The 19,326-nt window shown below is 43.2% G+C and carries 24 protein-coding genes; 11 read left to right on the top strand and 13 right to left on the bottom strand.

Annotated elements, in window-relative coordinates; all coding sequences use genetic code 11:
* Positions 1 to 35: 35 nt before the first annotated feature.
* The 3 genes from FD968_RS08015 to FD968_RS08005 all read right to left on the bottom strand — a co-directional run bounded on the left by FD968_RS08015 (position 36) and on the right by FD968_RS08005 (position 2,196).
* The gene (locus tag FD968_RS08015; RefSeq protein ID WP_215365386.1) at positions 36 to 440 is read right to left on the bottom strand and encodes a dihydroneopterin aldolase; all 405 of its coding nucleotides are present in this window, start codon (positions 438 to 440) and stop codon (positions 36 to 38) included.
* A gap of 246 nt (positions 441 to 686) precedes the next feature.
* Positions 687 to 1,547 carry an oxygenase MpaB family protein gene (locus FD968_RS08010; RefSeq protein WP_215365385.1) on the bottom strand — a complete coding sequence of 287 codons (861 nt, stop codon included), beginning with the start codon at positions 1,545 to 1,547 and terminating at the stop codon, positions 687 to 689.
* 4 nt (positions 1,548 to 1,551) lie between these two features.
* The gene (locus FD968_RS08005) at positions 1,552 to 2,196 is read right to left on the bottom strand and encodes an LON peptidase substrate-binding domain-containing protein (RefSeq protein WP_215365383.1); all 645 of its coding nucleotides are present in this window, start codon (positions 2,194 to 2,196) and stop codon (positions 1,552 to 1,554) included.
* Between the two features lie 296 nt (positions 2,197 to 2,492).
* On the opposite strand from FD968_RS08005, the gene FD968_RS08000 reads away from it, so the two are divergent.
* Positions 2,493 to 2,927, top strand: a complete 435-nt coding sequence (locus FD968_RS08000; RefSeq protein ID WP_251367548.1) for a DUF2244 domain-containing protein — start codon at positions 2,493 to 2,495, stop codon at positions 2,925 to 2,927.
* Here FD968_RS08000 and FD968_RS07995 read toward each other — a convergent pair.
* The gene (locus tag FD968_RS07995; RefSeq protein WP_215365382.1) at positions 2,919 to 3,410 is read right to left on the bottom strand and encodes a hypothetical protein; all 492 of its coding nucleotides are present in this window, start codon (positions 3,408 to 3,410) and stop codon (positions 2,919 to 2,921) included. The two genes, FD968_RS08000 and FD968_RS07995, sit on opposite strands and share 9 nt — an antisense overlap.
* 88 nt (positions 3,411 to 3,498) lie before the next feature.
* Here FD968_RS07995 and FD968_RS07990 point away from each other — a divergent pair, with 88 nt between their 5' ends.
* Both FD968_RS07990 and FD968_RS07985 read left to right on the top strand, forming a co-directional pair.
* Entirely contained in the window at positions 3,499 to 4,068 is a 570-nt protein-coding gene (locus FD968_RS07990) for an Rrf2 family transcriptional regulator (RefSeq protein ID WP_215365380.1), read from the top strand.
* Between the two features lie 104 nt (positions 4,069 to 4,172).
* Positions 4,173 to 5,528: an exonuclease domain-containing protein gene (locus tag FD968_RS07985; RefSeq protein WP_251367547.1), complete on the top strand. Its 1,356-nt coding sequence runs from the start codon at positions 4,173 to 4,175 to the stop codon at positions 5,526 to 5,528.
* 38 nt (positions 5,529 to 5,566) lie between these two features.
* Here the strand turns inward: FD968_RS07985 and FD968_RS07980 are convergent, their stop codons facing one another.
* The 4 genes from FD968_RS07980 to FD968_RS07965 all read right to left on the bottom strand — a co-directional run bounded on the left by FD968_RS07980 (position 5,567) and on the right by FD968_RS07965 (position 9,020).
* Positions 5,567 to 5,872 (bottom strand): hypothetical protein, encoded by a 306-nt coding sequence (locus tag FD968_RS07980; RefSeq protein ID WP_215365376.1) that lies wholly within the window; start codon positions 5,870 to 5,872, stop codon positions 5,567 to 5,569.
* A 189-nt stretch (positions 5,873 to 6,061) separates the two neighbouring features.
* The gene (locus tag FD968_RS07975) at positions 6,062 to 6,697 is read right to left on the bottom strand and encodes an NAD(P)H-dependent oxidoreductase (RefSeq protein ID WP_215365374.1); all 636 of its coding nucleotides are present in this window, start codon (positions 6,695 to 6,697) and stop codon (positions 6,062 to 6,064) included.
* Positions 6,698 to 6,764: 67 nt separating this feature from the next.
* Positions 6,765 to 7,802 (bottom strand): TRAP transporter substrate-binding protein, encoded by a 1,038-nt coding sequence (locus FD968_RS07970; protein ID WP_215365372.1) that lies wholly within the window; start codon positions 7,800 to 7,802, stop codon positions 6,765 to 6,767.
* 63 nt (positions 7,803 to 7,865) lie between these two features.
* Entirely contained in the window at positions 7,866 to 9,020 is a 1,155-nt protein-coding gene (locus FD968_RS07965) for a beta-propeller fold lactonase family protein (protein ID WP_215365370.1), read from the bottom strand.
* A 240-nt stretch (positions 9,021 to 9,260) separates the two neighbouring features.
* Between FD968_RS07965 and FD968_RS07960 the strand changes: the two genes are divergently transcribed.
* Both FD968_RS07960 and FD968_RS07955 read left to right on the top strand, forming a co-directional pair.
* Positions 9,261 to 10,241: a tripartite tricarboxylate transporter substrate binding protein gene (locus FD968_RS07960; RefSeq protein ID WP_215365368.1), complete on the top strand. Its 981-nt coding sequence runs from the start codon at positions 9,261 to 9,263 to the stop codon at positions 10,239 to 10,241.
* A gap of 4 nt (positions 10,242 to 10,245) precedes the next feature.
* Positions 10,246 to 11,004 carry a class II aldolase/adducin family protein gene (locus tag FD968_RS07955; protein WP_215365366.1) on the top strand — a complete coding sequence of 253 codons (759 nt, stop codon included), beginning with the start codon at positions 10,246 to 10,248 and terminating at the stop codon, positions 11,002 to 11,004.
* 27 nt (positions 11,005 to 11,031) lie between these two features.
* Here the strand turns inward: FD968_RS07955 and FD968_RS07950 are convergent, their stop codons facing one another.
* From FD968_RS07950 to FD968_RS07940, 3 genes are all read right to left on the bottom strand, one after another.
* Entirely contained in the window at positions 11,032 to 12,036 is a 1,005-nt protein-coding gene (locus tag FD968_RS07950) for a 2-hydroxyacid dehydrogenase (RefSeq protein ID WP_215365364.1), read from the bottom strand.
* A gap of 31 nt (positions 12,037 to 12,067) precedes the next feature.
* Entirely contained in the window at positions 12,068 to 12,829 is a 762-nt protein-coding gene (locus tag FD968_RS07945; RefSeq protein ID WP_215365362.1) for an SDR family oxidoreductase, read from the bottom strand.
* 80 nt (positions 12,830 to 12,909) lie between these two features.
* Positions 12,910 to 13,254, bottom strand: a complete 345-nt coding sequence (locus FD968_RS07940; protein WP_215365360.1) for an HNH endonuclease — start codon at positions 13,252 to 13,254, stop codon at positions 12,910 to 12,912.
* A 74-nt stretch (positions 13,255 to 13,328) separates the two neighbouring features.
* Between FD968_RS07940 and FD968_RS07935 the strand changes: the two genes are divergently transcribed.
* The 3 genes from FD968_RS07935 to FD968_RS07925 are packed head-to-tail and all read left to right on the top strand — an operon-like array spanning position 13,329 to position 15,300.
* Entirely contained in the window at positions 13,329 to 13,598 is a 270-nt protein-coding gene (locus FD968_RS07935) for a TIGR03643 family protein (protein WP_215365358.1), read from the top strand.
* Positions 13,595 to 15,130 (top strand): cryptochrome/photolyase family protein, encoded by a 1,536-nt coding sequence (locus FD968_RS07930; protein WP_215365356.1) that lies wholly within the window; start codon positions 13,595 to 13,597, stop codon positions 15,128 to 15,130. The genes FD968_RS07935 and FD968_RS07930 overlap by 4 nt, the downstream gene beginning before the upstream one ends.
* 8 nt (positions 15,131 to 15,138) lie before the next feature.
* Positions 15,139 to 15,300, top strand: a complete 162-nt coding sequence (locus FD968_RS07925; protein ID WP_215365354.1) for a DUF2256 domain-containing protein — start codon at positions 15,139 to 15,141, stop codon at positions 15,298 to 15,300.
* A 14-nt stretch (positions 15,301 to 15,314) separates the two neighbouring features.
* Here FD968_RS07925 and FD968_RS07920 read toward each other — a convergent pair whose 3' ends face one another.
* Positions 15,315 to 16,010, bottom strand: a complete 696-nt coding sequence (locus FD968_RS07920) for an SDR family NAD(P)-dependent oxidoreductase (RefSeq protein WP_215365352.1) — start codon at positions 16,008 to 16,010, stop codon at positions 15,315 to 15,317.
* Between the two features lie 60 nt (positions 16,011 to 16,070).
* Between FD968_RS07920 and FD968_RS07915 the strand changes: the two genes are divergently transcribed.
* The 3 genes from FD968_RS07915 to FD968_RS07905 are packed head-to-tail and all read left to right on the top strand — an operon-like array spanning position 16,071 to position 17,583.
* Positions 16,071 to 16,472, top strand: a complete 402-nt coding sequence (locus FD968_RS07915; protein ID WP_215365350.1) for a thiol-disulfide oxidoreductase DCC family protein — start codon at positions 16,071 to 16,073, stop codon at positions 16,470 to 16,472.
* 8 nt (positions 16,473 to 16,480) lie between these two features.
* The gene (locus tag FD968_RS07910; protein WP_215365348.1) at positions 16,481 to 17,035 is read left to right on the top strand and encodes a chalcone isomerase family protein; all 555 of its coding nucleotides are present in this window, start codon (positions 16,481 to 16,483) and stop codon (positions 17,033 to 17,035) included.
* On the top strand, positions 17,035 to 17,583 hold the full coding sequence (locus tag FD968_RS07905; RefSeq protein ID WP_215365346.1) for a DUF3833 domain-containing protein: 549 nt from the start codon (positions 17,035 to 17,037) through the stop codon (positions 17,581 to 17,583). Before FD968_RS07910 ends, FD968_RS07905 begins: the two co-directional genes overlap by 1 nt.
* Positions 17,584 to 17,647: 64 nt before the next feature.
* Here the strand turns inward: FD968_RS07905 and ahpF are convergent, their stop codons facing one another.
* Positions 17,648 to 19,228, bottom strand: a complete 1,581-nt coding sequence (gene ahpF, locus FD968_RS07900; RefSeq protein ID WP_215365344.1) for an alkyl hydroperoxide reductase subunit F — start codon at positions 19,226 to 19,228, stop codon at positions 17,648 to 17,650.
* Between the last annotated feature and the right edge of the window lie 98 nt (positions 19,229 to 19,326).

Here is a 19,326-nt window from a genome sequence, read left to right as displayed (position 1 = left end):
GTATTTAAGATCTGTAAATTATTCAGGGCATGCTACTAATGCGGCAACTCACCAGAAATTCTGAGCTTACTTAGGGCGATCTCATCTAATGAGAGTCGAATGCCCAATGATCCGGATCCAGCATGAACTGGTAGCTTTCTGAGGCCAATTTCAAGCGATTTAATCTCAGGATACTTTATACAAGCCTGGGTGATTCTGCTGATCAATCTCTCCTGGGTTTCATAATGGCCATCACCGGCTAGTTTATTGATTTCAATGATAAGTGGGTCATAGTCAAACACGTTTTCCATGACATCTTTCGAGATAAGCACTAGTTTTTGGTCAATCCAAAGCGTTAAGTCTAATAGGTGCTGTTTTGGAATAATTGCTCCCGGCGCATAAGTACCGATTTGTGTTTGTAGTTTAAGATCTCTTAATTCAATGCAAGCATAGGTTGTCATGGTGTTCTCAAAAAATTCTTTAATTATTTGGTCGGTAGATGAAAGTAGGTATTCATTATGAAGGCTCCCGATAAGCGTTGCTGTGGATCAGGCGTTTGTATCATTAATGATGCAGGCGAGTGTTGGTGCGGGCAGGTTTGGGACGGTGAAAAAATGACTGCACCTAGTTTGAACTTGCAGTCCTCCGCTGAAAAGCGCCAAGACAATAATCTAGATAAACTTAATCCTAGCTCTGATTCTGAGTAATTACCCATAAATTCTTCGCAAAGAGTGCGCTGCTACTCCGTCTTTGAGGGCTTCGCGAACAGGAATTGCCATGAATTCAATTGTCTTTTTAACTGCTAATCGTTCTAAGTAGCTAGGTACTGGCTTTTCAATAAGGGGATAGGCCCAGTCGGGAAGATTCATAAAGCCAGCTCGACTAATCAGTTTAATAAAGGGTTTTGCTGTCAGATTGCTGGGAAAGTGTTCCAGCAAATCAATAATGCTCTTCGCACGTTCACCAAAGTACAGTTCGGGAATATAAGCCCTGATAGTACTTTCAGTACTGATATAGGTGCTAGGAAGGTCTAGCGCACCCATTCTTTCCCCTAAAGATTTCATTTCCAGAAAATACTGATCTTTTTCTTTGTTGCTAATCTTCTCTTTGCGGTGGTCTTCAAAAGATTTCATAAAGCTACGTGTTTCCGTGAGATGGACCCAAGCTAGCAAATGAGGATCAGATGCTGCATAAGGCTTTCCAAATTCATCTAAACCAGTAATTTTGGTGTGAATTTGATTGACCTTTGAAATGATATTGTTTGCCATTTCGGTGGGTCCATAGGTTGTTGCTGCGATAAAGAATGCCGTTCTACCAAGTCGACCTTTTAAATCCCGCCTAAAAGAGGAGTGATCCCAAACCCCAGCTAATGCCTGTGGATGAAGTGCCTGCAAAATTAATGAACTGATTCCGCCAATCATCATGGAGATAAAGTCACCATGAATTTTCCAGGCGATGGATTCTGGTCCGAATAAGCCCCGATCTCCTTTTGGCGTCAGAAACGCTACTGGTGGACCGCTTCCCCCAACCATTTCTCGAATCGTTTGGCGGATCAAATCATTCAGCATGGAATTAATGGATTTTGAGATTTTTTAAACCATCATCCTCAATAATTTCAGTGATGAGATCTAAGCGAATGCGGGGGTTTGTCTGACCAAGTAGGTGGTTCTTTTGAGCAAGAGAGATCGGCAGTAGTTCAGCCAGGCGATTAGAGACCCAGCCACAATCATCCATTTTGAAGGGCTTCTTAAAGGGCGCCTCACCCATTAGATCCTCGCTTTGAATGACTGAAATAATCTCATCCAATAGTTTTGCCACCCCGTGATGTTCGTGTGGAATGGGCATCTCTGGGTCCTGATCAAGGAGTTCAATTTCACCGATCCATAGACCATTAGGCTCTTGAGCACTATTTAGCAACCTAAAACGTCGAGTTCCAAATGACTTGGTGATATACAAAGCAGGCTGAACTGGATCAAAGTCTTCAATGAGAGCAAGCGTTCCAATATTCGAAAAATTGGGAGCTAAACCTTCATGAATAGGATCTGAATTTTTCATAATGCTGATGACGCCAAATTCCGTCTTTTCACGCAAGCATTGTTTGATCATGTCAAGATAGCGTGCTTCAAAAATCTTCAATGCAATTACTCCATCCGGGAATAAAACGGTTCCAAGTGGAAATAAGGGAATTTTTTTAGGGATTTGGTTGATTTCATTCATCCAATCAATGTAATGGATTTGCTGGCCTTTTGCCAAACACGGCCTTACCAACTAATCCCCTTATATTTTCCCAGGGCCTGCAGTAAAAGGTATTTCCGTTTACATTGGAAGCTCAACACATGGAGAATCAACATGGTGCAAAAACTACGCATTAAGCTCGCCCGCTGGATTCTAGGTAAGCATTGCCCTTGTTATCAAATGGGGTATCACACCATGGTTGATTTTCAACAAAGAAGTGCTGATCGGCTAGCAAAGTCTCAAGAGCATAAAAATTAATTGATTTTGAGGTGAATGTTTTGAGTACGAAAACTTGGCAAATGCGAAGAAACTGCGCGCTATCACCCAAGCAGTTACTCAAGTTTTATATTATTTTGGTGTGCCTTTCGGTAACTGTGGCAGCAGGTTTTCTTCTGGCAGGAGTTTGGGTTATTTTGATTTTTACGCTTTTAGAGCTCTGTGCCGTGACAATTGGTTTTTTAATCTACTGCAGGCATGCACTTGATTGCGAAACCATTGAAGTCAACGGTAAGCAGCTTATTGTCAAAAAATTCATTGGCTATAAAGAGACTATTTATGAATTTAATACCCAGTGGGCGAAGATAGAGCCGCCTCTTGAGGGCTCTAAAACTTTCTTCATCAGTCAATCTTCGCTTCGAGTCGAGATTGGCCAGTTTATAAGGCAAGAGCAGCAATTGCCTTTGATAGCGGCTATTAGGCCCTACCTAGGTTAATTGAGTCTTGCTAAGGCGCCAGGCAATTAAACTGCTGTAAAAAATCTGTGTGGCAAGTAAGAGCAGTATCAGATTATTTAATATCAAAAAATAGCTCGCAAATGGCGATAGCATCACCGGCATACCATCGAGCAGCGCTGTCTCCCGCAAGTAATCCATACGAGGAATGATGAGAAAACTCGTGGCAGCGATGACTAGCATGAAAGCGAGTGAGGGTATGCGGATTACCTTGATATCTGACAAACCCCTTTTGATGAGAATGTTGGAAACACTCAAAATAATGAACGAAGCACCTAAAAAGTAATTCGCGAGATATTGAATTAGAAGGTGGGCTAGCATACCCGCTGCCTGAGAGTCATAGATCGAAATGTAAATCACAGCGTAAGCAAAGGCTTGGGCTAGAGCCCCGCCAGCCAAAAGATAGGCAATCAACCTAAGCAGTCGACAGGCAAAAGGGTGGGTGGTATCGGTAGTTACAACCATGTCTTTAAGAGGGTTAAAAAGTGCGCCGCAACATAAATTTCAAATCAGTTTGATACTAGTTCGAATCTAACATTTTTGCTAAGTACCCATGGATATCACTAAAGCAGTCAAAGTCGCACTAAACACCTTGGTGGATATCGCCAGTCATTCAGGTGATGGGCAGCTAGTTCCAGTCCCTGAAATAGCTAAAAGACAGAATTTATCCATTAGTCGTATTGAACTCTTACTGCGCCCATTAAGAGAGTCTGGTCTAGTTGTTGGTGTCAAAGGTCGAACCGGAGGCTATCAGCTAAAAAAGGATCCAGGCGTCATCACCATTAAAGATATTGTGCTTGCCATGAATCTTATTAAAAAGCGTAAGGTTGAGTTGTCGGATATTGCAAAGGAGTTATATCAATCTCTCGAAACTTACATGCTAAGTTGTATGGCAAATGTCACTCTGGCCTCTACCATAAAGGATTACGTACCGAGTTTTAGCGAGATTAAAAAGGCGCCTGAGCGCAAGATATATATCCCCCAGGATCCAGGAAAAGAAACAAAGCAAAAGGGTGATATTCAAAAGATTGTAAAAACTGAATTCAAGAAAATTGAACAAGTTCCACGCGGTCCCAACTCTGTATTTGACTTCGCAAATTTTTTGAATCGCACCCCTAGTTAATGCCAAACATGCAAGAAGATTAAGAGTTTAGATATAAGCTTGATATCTATTCATTAGCAATTCCTATGAACAAGAAAGCAGTTCACTATCCTGCGCTCGCTTTTGTGGATATCGAAACTACGGGATCTCATTTTGAGCGAGACCGGATTACAGAAATTGGCATCAAAACACTTGCAGGCGATGAGGTGAGTGTATGGGAAAGATTAATTAATCCCCAAGTATATATCCCGCAAAATATCCAAAGACTAACGGGTATATTGCCGCAAATGGTTTCTGGCCAACCTTGCTTTGAGGACTTGGCCAATGAACTTAAGAAAGAGCTAGAGGGCAAAATCTTCGTTGCTCATAATGCACGTTTTGATTACGGTTTTATTAAAGCTTCTTTCAAAAGAGTGGGGGTTGATTTCAGGCCCAAGGTCTTATGCACCGTCAAGCTCTCTAGATTGCTCTTTCCAAACCAAGTTCGTCATAACTTAGATACCATTATTCAGTCACACGGTCTTGTAGTGAGCGCTAGACATAGAGCACTTGGAGATGCTGATTTACTTTTACAGTTTTGGCGAGTGTGTGAAACGGTGGTGGGAAAAGAAAGGTTGCTAGCTGCTATCAACCAACTCATCGGCAACGCAAGTCTTCCGCCGAATATTGATCAGGCGTTAATTGATTCAATTCCAGATGCCCCCGGTTGCTATATCTTTTATGGTGAAAATAGGGCCCCTCTATACATTGGCAAAAGCATTTCCTTGAGAAGTAGAGTGATGGGTCATTTTCAAGGCGCATTAACACAGCGTAAAGAGATGAAATTATCCCTACAGGTAAGAGACATTGACTGGATAGAAACTAGCGGAGAGTTAAGTGCTTTAATTCTAGAGTCAAGGCTAATTAAAGAGCGCATGCCCAGTATGAATATTAAGCTTCGTCGGTCTAAAGACCTTTGTGCCTGGAGTTTGGAAATGGGTATTGATGGAGTGCTCAAGCCCTTATTAGTTAGTCATAAAGAATTGTTACCTGGTCTTCAGGAGAATCTCTATGGTTTGTTTTATAACAAAAGAGAGGCGATTTCATACCTAAAGGCGGTAGCTAAAAAATATCGCTTATGTGAACTTTTGCTTGGCCTAGAAAAAAATATTGACGGGAAATCATGTTTTGGATACCAAGTAAAACAATGTGGTGGCGCTTGTATTGGACTAGTGCCTAAGGAAATTCATAACTTACAACTAAAAACTGCCATGGGCTTGTATAAGGTTCAAGTATGGCCTTATAAAGGACCAATTGCTATTCGTGATGGCGGAGAAATGATTGTCTTAGACAACTGGTGTTACCTAGGAACCGCCATCAACGAGGATGAGTTATCTGAGCTAAAAAGTTCCGGTGATGCTGAGTTTGATTTAGATATCTACAAGATAGTCAAAAAGGCTCTAACAGGGGCATATAAAAACCAAGTAATGCTTTTAAATTAGCATGGCTTTCTGGGTAATATTTTCTCATTCGTTTACCATTAATTTGCCCCGTCAATAATCCATTGCATTAATTGAGTGGTATTGGTTGGCGAGAGTTTTTGATGGGCTTTGATATTTTTGAATAGCTTTCCTTTTCGCAACTTCTCTCCTTGTATGCGAGCGGCATCTGGTTGGCCTTGGTATTTTTCATATTTCATGGCCAGTTCTGGCCATGGCGGCGCATCAAATTCCGTATCCGCATGACAGCCCATACAGCCATTGCGTGAGGCCAGTTGTCGATTGGCTTGCGATGAACCGCTGATAAATAAAAGTACTACAAGGGCAATAGCGTATCGATTTTTCATATTTAGCCTGATCTATCCAATCTTGTATGGCAGCAAAAGAAAGCCCATTCCTCACTGTATGCCGTAAAGTTGGAGGCATATTGATATAGGTCGTATAAAAGGCCTTTAATTGCTACCCAGGCTTATGATCTGAGACAAATAAAAAATGCCAACCCTGGGGCTGGCATTTTGTTTGCTGAGCTAGATTATTTATTGAATCCAACTGATAAAGCTCTCCTTGGGGCGCCTTACCTTTTTAAGTTTGACTAACCAGTCCTCATCCTCTTTTCTGTAGCCTAAAGTCAGCATTACCGCGCTACGTAGACCTTTTTCTTTAAGGTTGAGGATTTCATCGAGTGCCTTAGGATCAAAGCCCTCCATTGGAGTGGAATCTACACCTAGTTCTGCTGCAGCAATCAAGGCCGTCCCCAGGCCAATATAAGCCTGCTTAGCTGCGTGCGTGAAGTTGACTTCTGGACCTCTGGTTGGGTAATTCTTCAAGAGCATTTGGCGATACGCCACACCCGCATCATTCTTAAAGTTACGGACGGCCTCAGTCATATCAAAGGCATCATTAATGCGCTGAGCAGTGTAATCATCCCAGGCTGCAAAAATAACGAGATGTGAGCAGTCAGTCACTTGCGTTTGATTATTTGCAATTGCTTTGATCTTTTCACGAACATCCTTATTAGTGATAACAATCAATTCATATGGCTGCAGTCCACTTGAGCTAGCCGTTAGTCTCACGGCCTCCAAAATTTCTTCCACTTTTTCTGTGGGGACTGTCTTAGTAGAATCCATTTTCTTGGTGGCATAGCGCCAACGAAGTTTATCTAAGAGACTCATTTGTTTCCTTTTGATGATTTGGTTATGCGATGGATATTGATATTAGCTTAAGTTGCCCAGCTTAGCTTTAGAGCTTGCCTACAGTCTGTTCGAGGAGATTCCAGCCTGTTTTTCCAAAATGTTCTCGCCACCGACCGTAGAAGCCATCGCCCAACTTGTCCTTGAAGCTCTGAATGTTAGCTTGGTTAAATTTTTGGCCGCGTTCAGCAAGAGTAATCTCAAGTTGTTTGTTGAGATTATTGGTATAGGTCCTTTGTAGAGATACATATTTTTTGATATTTCTAAGAACGACTTCTTGAACATCACCTGGGAGACTCTGCCAAAATTTTTGATTGGCTAGTAAGTTAAAGCCTGACCACATATGGTTAGTAATGGATTGATTGTTGCTCACCTCGTAGAGTTTATTGACCTCTGTAATCACTAGTGGATTTTCTTGCCCATCAACCTTGCGGGTTTTCATTGACTCATAGAGCTCTTTGATGTTGACTGTGACTGGCGTTGCCCCCAGAGAGCTGAAGAGGTCTCTGAACATTTCGCCATCAGGAACTCTGAGCCGCATACCGGCAAGATCTGCTGGTGTATATATAGCCTTATCAATCATACCAATTTGCCTAAAGCCATTTTCAAGTAGACCGTACTGAAAGCGATAAATACCTTTCGCCGCACATTCTTTTGCAATGTACTCTCCTAGCGCGCCATCATTAGCTGCATAAACTTGAGCATTATTTTTAAAGGCAAAAGGTACACCCTGAATTTCTGCTATTGGAACCACTTTTCCTAAAATTCCACCCATGAGCGTGAAGAATTCGAGATCTCCTTTTTGCAACATATCTAAAGCTTGCGGATCAGAGCCTGGGATCTGATTATTCTGCGCATAGACGGTGATCTGCAGTTGTCCATTGGTTTCTTTAGCAACTGCTGCCCACATATCGACGAGAAATGAATGCTGGTGACTTAATGCAGGTTGATTATGGTATTGGGAGCCAGTCCATTTTGGTGTTTGAGAATAAACAGGCCTACTCATACTGCCAATAGTTGAAGCTCCCACAAGGCTTGTACCGTACTGCATAAATAAACGTTTTGTATTGTGTAGTTTGCTCATCATCCCACCTTAGGTCATATGAAAATGCCACCCGAAGGCGGCATGCTTTCTGCAAGATTTAAATCATTACTTGGTTTTAACAAAGGTCACCCAGTTAGCGCCTTTGCCGCCAGGAACTCTTTCAATTAAATTAAGTTCGCCAGAAGTTTGGTTAATTGAATAGAGGGAAACCTTGTCGGATTTTTGGCCTGTAGCAACTAAGAATTGCCCGCTAGGATCTACGTTAAATCCTCTAGGCATTTCTTCTGTTGGGGTGGTAAATAAATATTTTACTTTGCCTGTTTGGGGATCCACTTCAAAGCCACTTAAAGTGCTTTTTGTTCTCTCTGATGTGTATAGAAATTTTCCATTTGGCGTTAGTTTGATCTCGGCACAGAAAATCATATTGGAATCATCAAAAGCTGTTGCCTCTGGAGAGCCTGTTGGAGGTCTTGGTCTTCCAGGAACAAGCTTACTGTCACTTGGAAGGCTTGAAACAGCTTGAATTTGAGTTAATGCCCCAGATTTAAGGTCTCTTGAAAAGACAATGACCTCACCCGTCATCTCAGTAATGACATAGGCAAATTTATTGTCCGCTGAAATCACAATATGTCTTGGGCCTTGTTGTTTTTGAAGCGCTACTGAGCTTGAGGTTTCAGAAAGAGGCTTTGCTTGGGACGCATTAAAAGTATGGATTTTGATTTCATCTGTACCGAGTTGGGGTACATAGACAAATTTATTGGATTGATCAAATACGATAGCGTGTGGGTTTTTTCCGCCGCTTGGAAAGGCTTCTGCAGGAACTGGATTAACGTAACCATTCGCTTGAATTTGATTAACGCTATTGTTGTGCCCTCCAAAAGAGGTCGCCAACAACCATTTTCCAGTTTTATCTGTAGAAACGCTCACCATACTGTCTGGTAGGGGGATTGCACCAGTCCATTTCAATTGCCCATTACCTTGATCAATTTGGTACATGTATAAAGAGAATGGCTTAGAGCGCACAGAGGCATATAAATTTTTATTATCTGGTGTCACTGCCATTGGCATCGCAAATTTTCCAGCCGGAAAGCGACCAATGGATGTCAGATGTGGATTCGAGCCGGCCGATAGTTCGTACGCTGTGATATCAGCATCTTCAATATTTGAAATATATACATAAGTACCGCAATAAGCACTCGTTGATATTGCAAAACCTAATGCGGCTAAAGTGAGCTTTCTAGAGATAGCAGTCTTGATCATTTTGTCTCCCGTTTAAGTGTAATTTGATACTTTTTATCAAAGTATCTGCTCTTTCAGGTCAGACTCTATTGGTATCTTCCATTAGCCGGACTTTAGAGATCTTGATGTAATGTTTAATAGAGTTGCTGTGCCTTTTATCAACCTATACGGATGGGCTGCATTCCTTGGGTCAAATTGACCAATTTTGACTGGTTAATAGTAATATTGTCTTTAAATAAATAAAAAGCATTTGGAGACGTCATGAAACTAAAAGTCTTGATTAAATTATTAGGGATTGCATTTTTAATAGGCAGTTCCGCATCCATTTTTGCAGCTTATCCTGATAGGCCAGTAACGATCATTATTGGCTTCCCTCCGGGAACGGGGACGGATACGGTGACTCGTATCGTTGCCGATCGCCTGTCTCAACGCATGGGCCAGCAATTTCTGGTGGATAACAAAGTAGGGGTTGCAGGCAGCATTGGCGCAGGCATTGCAGCAAAGGCTAAGCCAGATGGGTATACCTTATTGGTGAGTGCATCCGCACCAATGTCTATTAATCCCCATATCTATAAAAATCTGACCTATAACCCGCTGACAGATTTCACTCCGATCGGGATGCTCGTTTGGCTGCCTTATCTAATGGTGGTTAACCCAAATGATCCTGCAAATACCTTGCAGCAATTTTTAGCAAATGCACAAAAGAGTCCTACTCCAATCAGTTATGGCTCAACAGGTAATGGCGCTACCAGCAACTTAGTGATGTCAGTTTTGGCTAAACGTGCTGGTATTGAAATGACGCAGATTCCCTACAAAGGCAGCAGTCAAGCACAAGCAGATGTGATTGGCGGGCAGTTGCCAGTCACCTTTGACACACTTTCTTCTAGCATTGCGATGGTCAGGGCTGGTAAGTTAAAGCCATTGGCCGTAGCTACTCTAAAGAGAACCGAGCTTGCCCCAGAAATTCCAACGGTAGTTGAGCAAGGTTTTCCTGGTTTTGAGATTGGCGCGTGGCTCGGTCTTTTTGGCCCACTAGGATTACCTCCCGCAATTCAAAAAACCTTGCTAACCGAAATCAACGCAGTCTTACAAGAGCCAGAAACGCGTGCAAAGCTAGCGAAGAGTGGGGCAGAGGTACGGATGTCTGCTAACTCTGGTGAGTTTGCACTCTTCATTAAAACTGATAATGAAAATACCGGCAAACTAATCCGTGATTTCAATATCAAACCCATGGAGCAATGAGGCAATGGCTAAGAGTAATTATGTTGTAACGGCTGCAGAGCGCCAAGCCCGTATTGATTTGGCTGCCTGTTACAGGTTAGTTGCCCATTTTGGGATGAGCGATCTCATATATAACCACATCACCGCCAGAATTCCAGATAGTCAAGATGATTACATTTTGATTAATCCTTATGGAATGATGTACAACGAAGTGACTGCCTCTAATTTGGTTACGATTAATTTAGATGGTGAGATTATTTACAACCCTAATCCGGATTTTGGTATTAATCAGGCGGGATACGTCATTCATAGTGCGGTCCACCGTGCAAGAGAAGATGTTAGCTGTGTTATTCATACACATACCCGTGCTGGTATGGCGGTCTCAGCCATGGAGTGCGGCCTATTGCCGATTACCCAGACTTCCATGCGATTTCATGGCATTAGCTATCACGACTATGAAAGTGTTGCAATTGATCTCGATGAGCAATCCCGTTTAGTCGCAGACTTAGGTGACCAAACAGCAATGATCTTGCGTAACCATGGTTTGCTGACTGTGGGGCCGAGCATAGCGCAAGCATTTAATACCTTGTATTGGTTGGAAATGGCATGCAAAGCTCAGGTAGATGCACTTTCATCTGGGGTAAAGCTCACCATGCCGCCAAAAGAAGTGATAGAGAAGACGCATCATCTCTATCAACCAAATGTTAGAAGACCCTTTGGTGAAATGGAGTGGCCTGCGATGTTGCGTATTGTTGAAAAACTTGATCCCGGCTACAAAGAGTAACTTCTTAGTCAAGCAACTCTAAAACCGCTAGTACACAACTTCTACTAGCGGTTTTTTATTGATGAAGTTTTGGATATTCTTGCTTACAGAATTTATACGTCTTGTATCCAGATCATCTGTCCAGCTAGCGGTGTGCGGCGTCATTATGATGTTATCAAGCTCATGAAATGGAAAGGCTGAGGGTTGCATCTCTAAATTTTCAGTACTGGCATATTGATACCAAACATCGAGCAGGGCGCCGCCGATCTGACGATTCTTGAGGGCTTGATAAATAGCTGCCTCATTAATGATCGGGCCTCTGGCTACATTAATAATCACGCCGGTCGGCTTCATCTTTTTCAGGGTGCGTTCATTAATCATATCTCTAGTGCTATCACTCAGAGGTGAGGTAATGAGGATGTAGTCACTTTCAGCGAGTAGCTCATCCAGATGTGAACTGTCTTTCCACCAAACCAACCTAGAATCCTGTTTAGGATTGCGACTGATTGCCAGAAATTTCATTCCAAAAGGAGCGGCTAGCTCAGTAACACGTTTTGCGATATGGCCGTAGCCAATAAAACCGATCGTTTTATTCTGGATTTCAGTGTGCTTTTTGCCGCGCACTATTGATCCACCGTAAGTCCAGCGCCCTTGACGTAATTCGCGATCCATTAAGCGCATATTGACAGCAAACTCTAGGATGCCCAGCATGACATATTCAGCGATAGGTTCTGAATGTTGATTGGTATTGCATACTCTGCAACCCTCAGCAAGCCAATCTTGATTCAGCCATTCCATTCCAGAAAACGGTACTTGAATTAACTGAAGTTGTTTTCCGGCTTTAATGAGATCTTGAATGAGTTGCGGATCCTTGGAGTAAGTCAGCTCTGCAGTGACCACTAGAATGCTAGCTTTGGAAACTAGGTCTAATAGTTCTGCTTTAGTTTGTTCGATAGTGCAGTGATGTATTGACCACTGATCCCCAAGCGCTTCTCTCAAGGGGGTGATGAAGATCTTTCCATACTCTCCAACAATGAGGATATTTTTATTCATGGCTGGAGTCGGATAAATGCTTGTGGCATGTTTAACCTCGACCAACAAATGGCATATTGGTAGCCATAATGGTCATATTAAGAATATTGCTCTCTAGAGGTAGTTGGGCCATATGCAGTACTGCCTGCCCAACATGATCAACATCCATGCGAGGCTCTACTTTGATAGAGTGATCTGCTTGAATAATGCCAGCTGCCATACGCTCAGTCATTTCCGTAGCAGCATTGCCAATATCAATCTGTCCACAGGCAATTTGAAAAGGACGTCCATCCAGTGCGATGGTTTTAGTCAAACCAGTGATAGCATGTTTAGTGCTGGTATAGGCTACTGACATAGGTCTTGGAGCATGCGCCGAGATTGAACCATTATTAATAATGCGACCACCCTGAGGTGATTGTGCCTTCATCATGCGAATCGCTTCTTGAGAGCATAAAAATGCACCACACAGATTTGTATTCACCACATTCATCCACTGCTCATATGTGAGCTCTTCCATTGGGATTGCTGGAGCGCCAATACCTGCATTATTAAAGAGCACATCAATGCGACCAAATTTATCCTTAAGGGCTTGAAATAGTTGTTTGACTTGATCGGGTTTGCCTACATCGCATACTACTGCTAAGCAGTTGTCTGGAGTGCCACCAATGTCAACAATTGCCTTTTGTAGCTTATCTAGATTGCGCCCAGTAAGGACGACTTTGTAGTCACCATGAAGCAGCGCTTTCGCGGCTGCTCTACCAATTCCTGCGCCCGCTCCGGTAACCAAGGCTACTTTATTCATTTGTTGACTCATTGCTTTCTTTCTGAAGTGCGTCTCGAGTAAATTTTATATGGTTCTAGTTCAAAGCAGCGAAAGCCAGCCAGTTCTGTCTTTTAGGCTTTAATACGCGCACTCTTGCGGGTTTTTTCATAAAAGTGATCAGGCTTGGATTTAACCCAACGAATAAATCGCTGCATTTCAGGATGTTCTTGCAAAGTGGCTGCAGTATTGAACTGCACCGCCAGCTCAGTTTCGGTAAATAAAGCATGAATCTGACGATGACAAATTCGGTGGAGATATTCCGTGGTTTTGCCGCCCTTGGATTTAGGTACAAGATGGTGGGCATCTTTCTGTGATTCTGGGATCGGTCGATCACAAATAGGGCAAACAACCTCCGTCACCTTTGTGGTCTGAATAGGCTCTTGAGCAATGAGCTTCTGGCGAATTTTTCCAAGCATGAGGGGGTAGGCTTTGTGTGGCGTAACTATAGGGGCGTCACACCAGTTTATTCAATAAGTCTTAAACTTGCAGGGTGGCAAGATTCTCTCTAAAAACACTCTCCGCTCCCGATATATCCCGCTTGATTGAAATGGCCTGGGAGGATAGAACGCCATTTGATGCGATTGAAAAGTCATTTGGATTATCAGAGTCTCAAGTGATTCAATTGATGCGACACGAGCTGAAAAGGCGTTCCTTTGAGCTTTGGCGAAAACGCGTTACAGGTCGATCAACAAAGCATGTCGCTTTGCGCAGTAAGTTGGTTGATCGCGCATATTGCCCAACCCAATATAAAAATAAATGAAATCCTCTAAAAAGCTAGTCTTGATTTTGGGGGATCAGCTCGATTTACAGGGCGCCGCACTTCAAGGCTTTAATCCTAAGTCAGATGAAGTATTCATGGTCGAGTCCATGCATGAGGCTCAATATGTCTGGTCTCATAAAGCGAAGATTGCTTTATTTCTATCAGCCATGCGGCACTTTGCTCAGACCTTAAAGAAGCTCAATTACCCGATCAGCTACCTTCAAAATAGTCCTTTATCCATTGTTGATGCACTTAAGGAAAAAATACAACAAGAAAAAATAAGCCATCTTATTTGTGTTGAGCCGGGGGAGTGGCGTTTAAAGCAAGAAATCGAAACGCTAGCCACTGAGCTTGGTATAGAGCTCGAGATGCGTGAGGATGAGCACTTCTTTTGCTCTCATCGTGAGTTTTTGGAATGGGCTGCCGGTAAAAAAGAGCTACGTCTGGAGTATTTTTACCGCTTGATGCGCAAGACACACCACATTCTGGTAGATGCTGATGGCAATCCAGAGGGTGGTCAATGGAACTTTGATCAAGATAATCGCAAATCTTATCCAAAAAAAGGGCTCGGCATCATTGAGGAGCCCGTATTGTTTGAGCCAGATGCTATCACGCAAGATGTGATTACCTTTGTCGAGAAAGTCTATGACAAGCATCCTGGATCATTAGGGGCATTTCGTTGGCCAGTGACTCGTGATGAGGCTTTAGAAGCGCTGAATTATTTTGTCGAATATCGCTTACGAAACTTTGGTGTGTATCAAGATGCCATGTGGACTGATACGCCTTATGGCTGGCATTCTATTCTTTCGAGTTCTCTTAATCTCAAACTACTCAATCCTCGCGAGGTCATTGCTGCTGTTATCAGTGCCTATAAAAAATACTCCTTAGATTTATCTACGGTGGAGGGGTTTATTCGTCAGATATTGGGTTGGCGAGAGTTTGTACGAGGCATGTACTACTTAGATATGCCGAAGATGGCACAAGATAATTATTATGATCATCAGAGATCACTGCCTCAGTGGTATTGGTCTGGAAAAACTCAGATGGCCTGTATGCAAGATGCTATTGGTCAGACTCTGAAGTATGGATATGCGCACCATATTCAGCGCTTGATGGTGACTGGAAACTTTGCTCTATTAGCCGAGATCCTTCCGTCAGAAGTCTGTGACTGGTATTTGGCGATTTATGTTGATGCGATTGAGTGGGTTGAGCTACCCAATACAGCGGGCATGGCGTTATTCGCCAATGGTGGCCGCTTTACGAGTAAGCCCTATATTGCCAGTGGCGCTTATATCAAGCGTATGAGTAATTACTGCGACTCTTGCCAGTACAAGCCTGATGTTCGCTTTGGTGAAACTGCCTGTCCTATTACTACTTTGTATTGGAATTTCTTAATCAAGCATCGCGCCCAGTTTGAGGCTAGTCCAAGGACGCGCTTGATGACAGCAAACCTTAAAAGAATTAGTGATGAGGATCAGCAATCGATTGCTAGGCATGCGCAACACGTATTAAGTCACTTAAATGATCTTTAAAAGCGAATATGACTACAACTTTTAAGGGGAATAAGGGTTATCTGCCGAGCAAGACTTGCATTGTTTGTAAAAAAGAAATGACTTGGAGAAAGTCATGGGCAAAAAATTGGGAAGCCGTGAAATATTGCTCTGACGCTTGCCGTAAAAAAGCGCCCCAAACTCAGGGATAGTCAGTAAGCTTGATTTACCAGGGTAATTTCTCACCTGAGTAAGAAAGAAAACTTCCCGAATCTTCGATCTGAAGATTTTCTATTACCCGAAACATATCTGCTACGGCATCTTGAGCCGGTCTGCCAATCTGTTCGCCCCGAAACGGTTTAGAAAGCCTGGAATTTACAGTGCCTGGATGCATTGCAATGAGTGCCGCTTTCGGTTTCGTACGGGTCAATTCAATCGAGGCCGTTTTGATGAGCATATTGAGGGCTGCTTTAGAGGCTCGGTAGCTATACCAACCACCAAGACGATTGTCCTCAATGCTTCCAACCTTGGCCGACAAGGTCACCATGATGGAATGTTGTGGATCGAGTAATTTCGAAAAATATCGAATGCTTAAAGCCGGTCCAATCGTATTAATCTTCAAAAGTTCCATCAATTGCTCGGCATTGAGATCATCTAATTTTTTCTCTGGCATCCAGTCCTGATTGTGCAAGACACCAATGGCATTAATAATCAGTTGAAATGGTCCCGTACTAGCCAGAGCACTTGCGCATCTTTCTATAGATGTGGGGTCTTGATAATCCAGCGGGAATTCTGAACCACGGTGAATGCCCACAACCCCTGAGCAGGAGGGGTTATTTTTGAGAAGCTCAACAAAGGCTGATCCAATGGTTCCAGAGGAGCCAATGACTAGTGCACGAAAGGGGTTGGGGAGTATTTTCAAGGGATCTTTATCAATGTTCTGCTGCCAGCCAGTTTATTGAATAAGTCTTACACTTGCTTGATGGCAAATGATTTACAAAAACTCACTCTGTTTTACGATGGCGCATGCCCCTTGTGCCAAGCGGAGATATTGTTTCTCAATGGCCGCAATCAAGCGGGTTTATTAGACTTTATCGATATCAATTCCGATCGTTACGATCCCACAAGAGTCGGGGTGTCATGTGAGCAGGCTTTGGCTGCCATGTACGGTCAATATGCAGATGGCTCATTAATTCAAGGTGCTGCAGTATTTCCTGAGGCCTATCGCCGAGCCAATCTCCCTTTTCTGGCGTGGCTATTTTCCAGAAAGATCGTGCAACCACCGTTGCGTCTGGGTTATCAATTTTTTGCCAAGAATCGACATGCGATTTCTCGGGTGTTGGGTCCAGGCGCATTACGTTTAGTCAAGGCAAGAGGCAAGTAGGGCGCATCATGAAATTTAATGTGATCTTATTCAAACTATTTTTAGCGATTTGTTTATTCGTTGCCAATGCGCATGCAAGAGAGCAGGTCTATATTAATGAGGCATTAAATCCAGCAAAGCTCCAGGGTAGCGGTAAGCTTACTTGGTGGGGGTTTCACGTTTATGATGCATCGTTTTATCGTGGCCCTAGTGCAAACTCCTCTGAGTTTGCACTTGACCTACGTTACCAAAAATCATTTACCGGTAATGCGATTACAACTCGCTCGGTAGAGGAGATGAAAAAACTGGGCGTACCCGATACGCAGGCACAGATTTGGGGTAAGCAGTTAGCAACATTCATGCCAAATATAGAGTCAGGTCAAAACTTGACTGCTATCTATATTCCAAAACAGGGCACTACTTTTTATTTCGAAGGAAAACCCCTTGCGCAAATACCGGGCGCAGATTTTTCTAAAGCCTTTTTTGGTATTTGGTTGGATCCTAAAACAAGCGCGCCGAAATTACGTGAGCAGCTACTTGGGCAAAATTGCCCACCACCCCTTTTTCAAGAGGCTTGTAATTAATGAAACCATTTTTGACTAAATTATGTGGTGCATTTTTCTGCGCCTTTCTCTTGCTAGGGTGTGCCGGCCAAAAAGTATCTCAATATGCCAATGAAAAACCCTCATTAGATTTAAGTGAGTATTTTTCAGGGACGATTGATGCTTATGGAATCTTTACTGATCGCAGTGGAGTGGTAGTCAAACGTTTTACAGTCTTGATTCAGGCAAACTGGCAAGTAATTGATGGGAAAAAAGTGGGTACCCTAGATGAAAGCTTTGAATACTCTGATGGAACTAAACAAAAGCGGATTTGGAAGTTAACAGAGGTCTCGCCCGGAAAATATATCGGCAAAGCCGATGATGTTGTTGGTGAAGCCAATGGCTCGTCGGCCGGAAATGCGCTCAACTGGGCCTATACCCTCGCACTACCGGTTGATGGCACCATCTATCATGTTCAATTTGATGACTGGATGTATCTAGTAACACCTAAAGTCATGATCAATAAAGCGCAGATGAGTAAGTTTGGCATCAATCTTGGTGAAGTTACACTCAGTTTTTATAAACGCTAATCTTCCTGCCGAAAAATAAAACCCCAGAAACCAATCTGGGGTTTTATTTTTTAAGCCACCGTCGTTAAGCAGCGATCTTGCTTGGCTCTTCTTCAGTCACAGAATGACGAATCAGGTAGTCAAAGGCCCCTAGTGATGCTTTGGCTCCTTCGCCCATGGCAATAATGATTTGCTTGTAAGGGACTGTTGTGCAATCACCTGCTGCAAATACACCGGGCATCGACGTTTCACCTTTTGGATCTACCAAGATCTCGCCACGAGGGGATAGATTCACCGTGCCCTTAAGCCATTCTGTATTTGGCAATAAACCAATTTGCACAAAGATGCCTTCAAGTTGAATAGTCTGATCTACTTTAGTGCTGCGATCTTCATAGCGCAGACCATTTACCTTGGTGCCATCACCCAATACTTCTTTTGTTAGGGCGCTCTTAATAACAGTGACATTAGGCAGACTGAACAATTTCTTTTGCAAAACCGCATCTGCACGCAGTTGGCTATCAAATTCAATCAAGGTAACGTGACTCACAATACCGGCCAAGTCAATTGCCGCTTCAACGCCGGAGTTTCCACCACCAATCACAGCAACACGCTTACCTTTAAATAAAGGGCCATCGCAGTGTGGGCAGTAGGCAACTCCCTTATTACGATACTCTTGCTCGCCAGGAACATTCATTTCTCTCCAGCGGGCGCCAGTACTAATGATCACAGACTTACTTTTTAATACCGCACCGTTGGCCATCTCTACTTCGATGCCATCACCCGATTTGCGCAAGGCGCTAGCACGCTGCAAGTTCATAATATCCACTTCATAGTCCTTCACATGCTGTTCTAGGGCTTGAACTAGTTTTGGTCCTTCAGTATGAGAGACGGAGATAAAGTTCTCAATACCAAGTGTATCCATCACCTGGCCACCGAATCTCTCGGCAACAATACCGGTGCGAATGCCTTTACGAGCAGCGTAGATTGCAGCAGCAGAGCCTGCTGGGCCACCACCAACCACCAACATATCAAAGTCACCTTTGGCATTAAGTTTGGCAGCTTCTTCTTCAGTGCTACCGGTATCTAGCTTGGCAATAATCTCTTCAACACCCATGCGGCCTTGACCAAATACTTCGCCATTAAGGATGACGGTTGGCACGGCCATGATTTGGTATTGATCAACCAAGTTTTGGAATAGAGCGCCATCAATCATTTCATGCTCAATATTTGGGTTGAGTGCTGCCATTAAGTTCAGCGCTTGGACAACATCAGGGCAGTTGTGGCATGACAAAGAAATAAAGGTCTGAAAACGAAACTTTCCATCTAGCTTGCGAATGCGCGCAATGATGTCTTCTTCCACTTTCGGTGGGTAACCACTCGCTTGCAAAATAGCCAGGATGAAAGAGGTCATCTCATGACCCATTGGCAAGCCTGAAAAAGTGATACGGGCTTCTTCACCAGTTTTGCCGACAGTGAAGCTTGGCGTATTTGTGGCTTTACCATCCGTCTTGACGGTGATCTTGTCTGATTGTTCTGCAACTTCATTTAAAAGTTCTTGCATTTGCGCAGAAGGAGCACTGCTATCCAAGCTTGCTGTAAGCGTAATGGGAGCAACGATCTTTTCGAAGTACGCTTTTAACTGGGTCTTGATATTGGTATCTAGCATGATGAATCCTTTATTTCTATTGCAGTGAGTCTATTGGGCAGGATCTGGTCCTCTCCAATAGACTCTCCGAAGAGAGTCTGATTGGTTATAGAGTCCGA

Origin of the sequence: Polynucleobacter sp. AP-Titi-500A-B4 (genome assembly GCF_018688095.1) — a bacterium.
Classification (GTDB): Bacteria; Pseudomonadota; Gammaproteobacteria; order Burkholderiales; family Burkholderiaceae; genus Polynucleobacter.
This window is presented reverse-complemented; position numbering and strand designations above follow the sequence as displayed.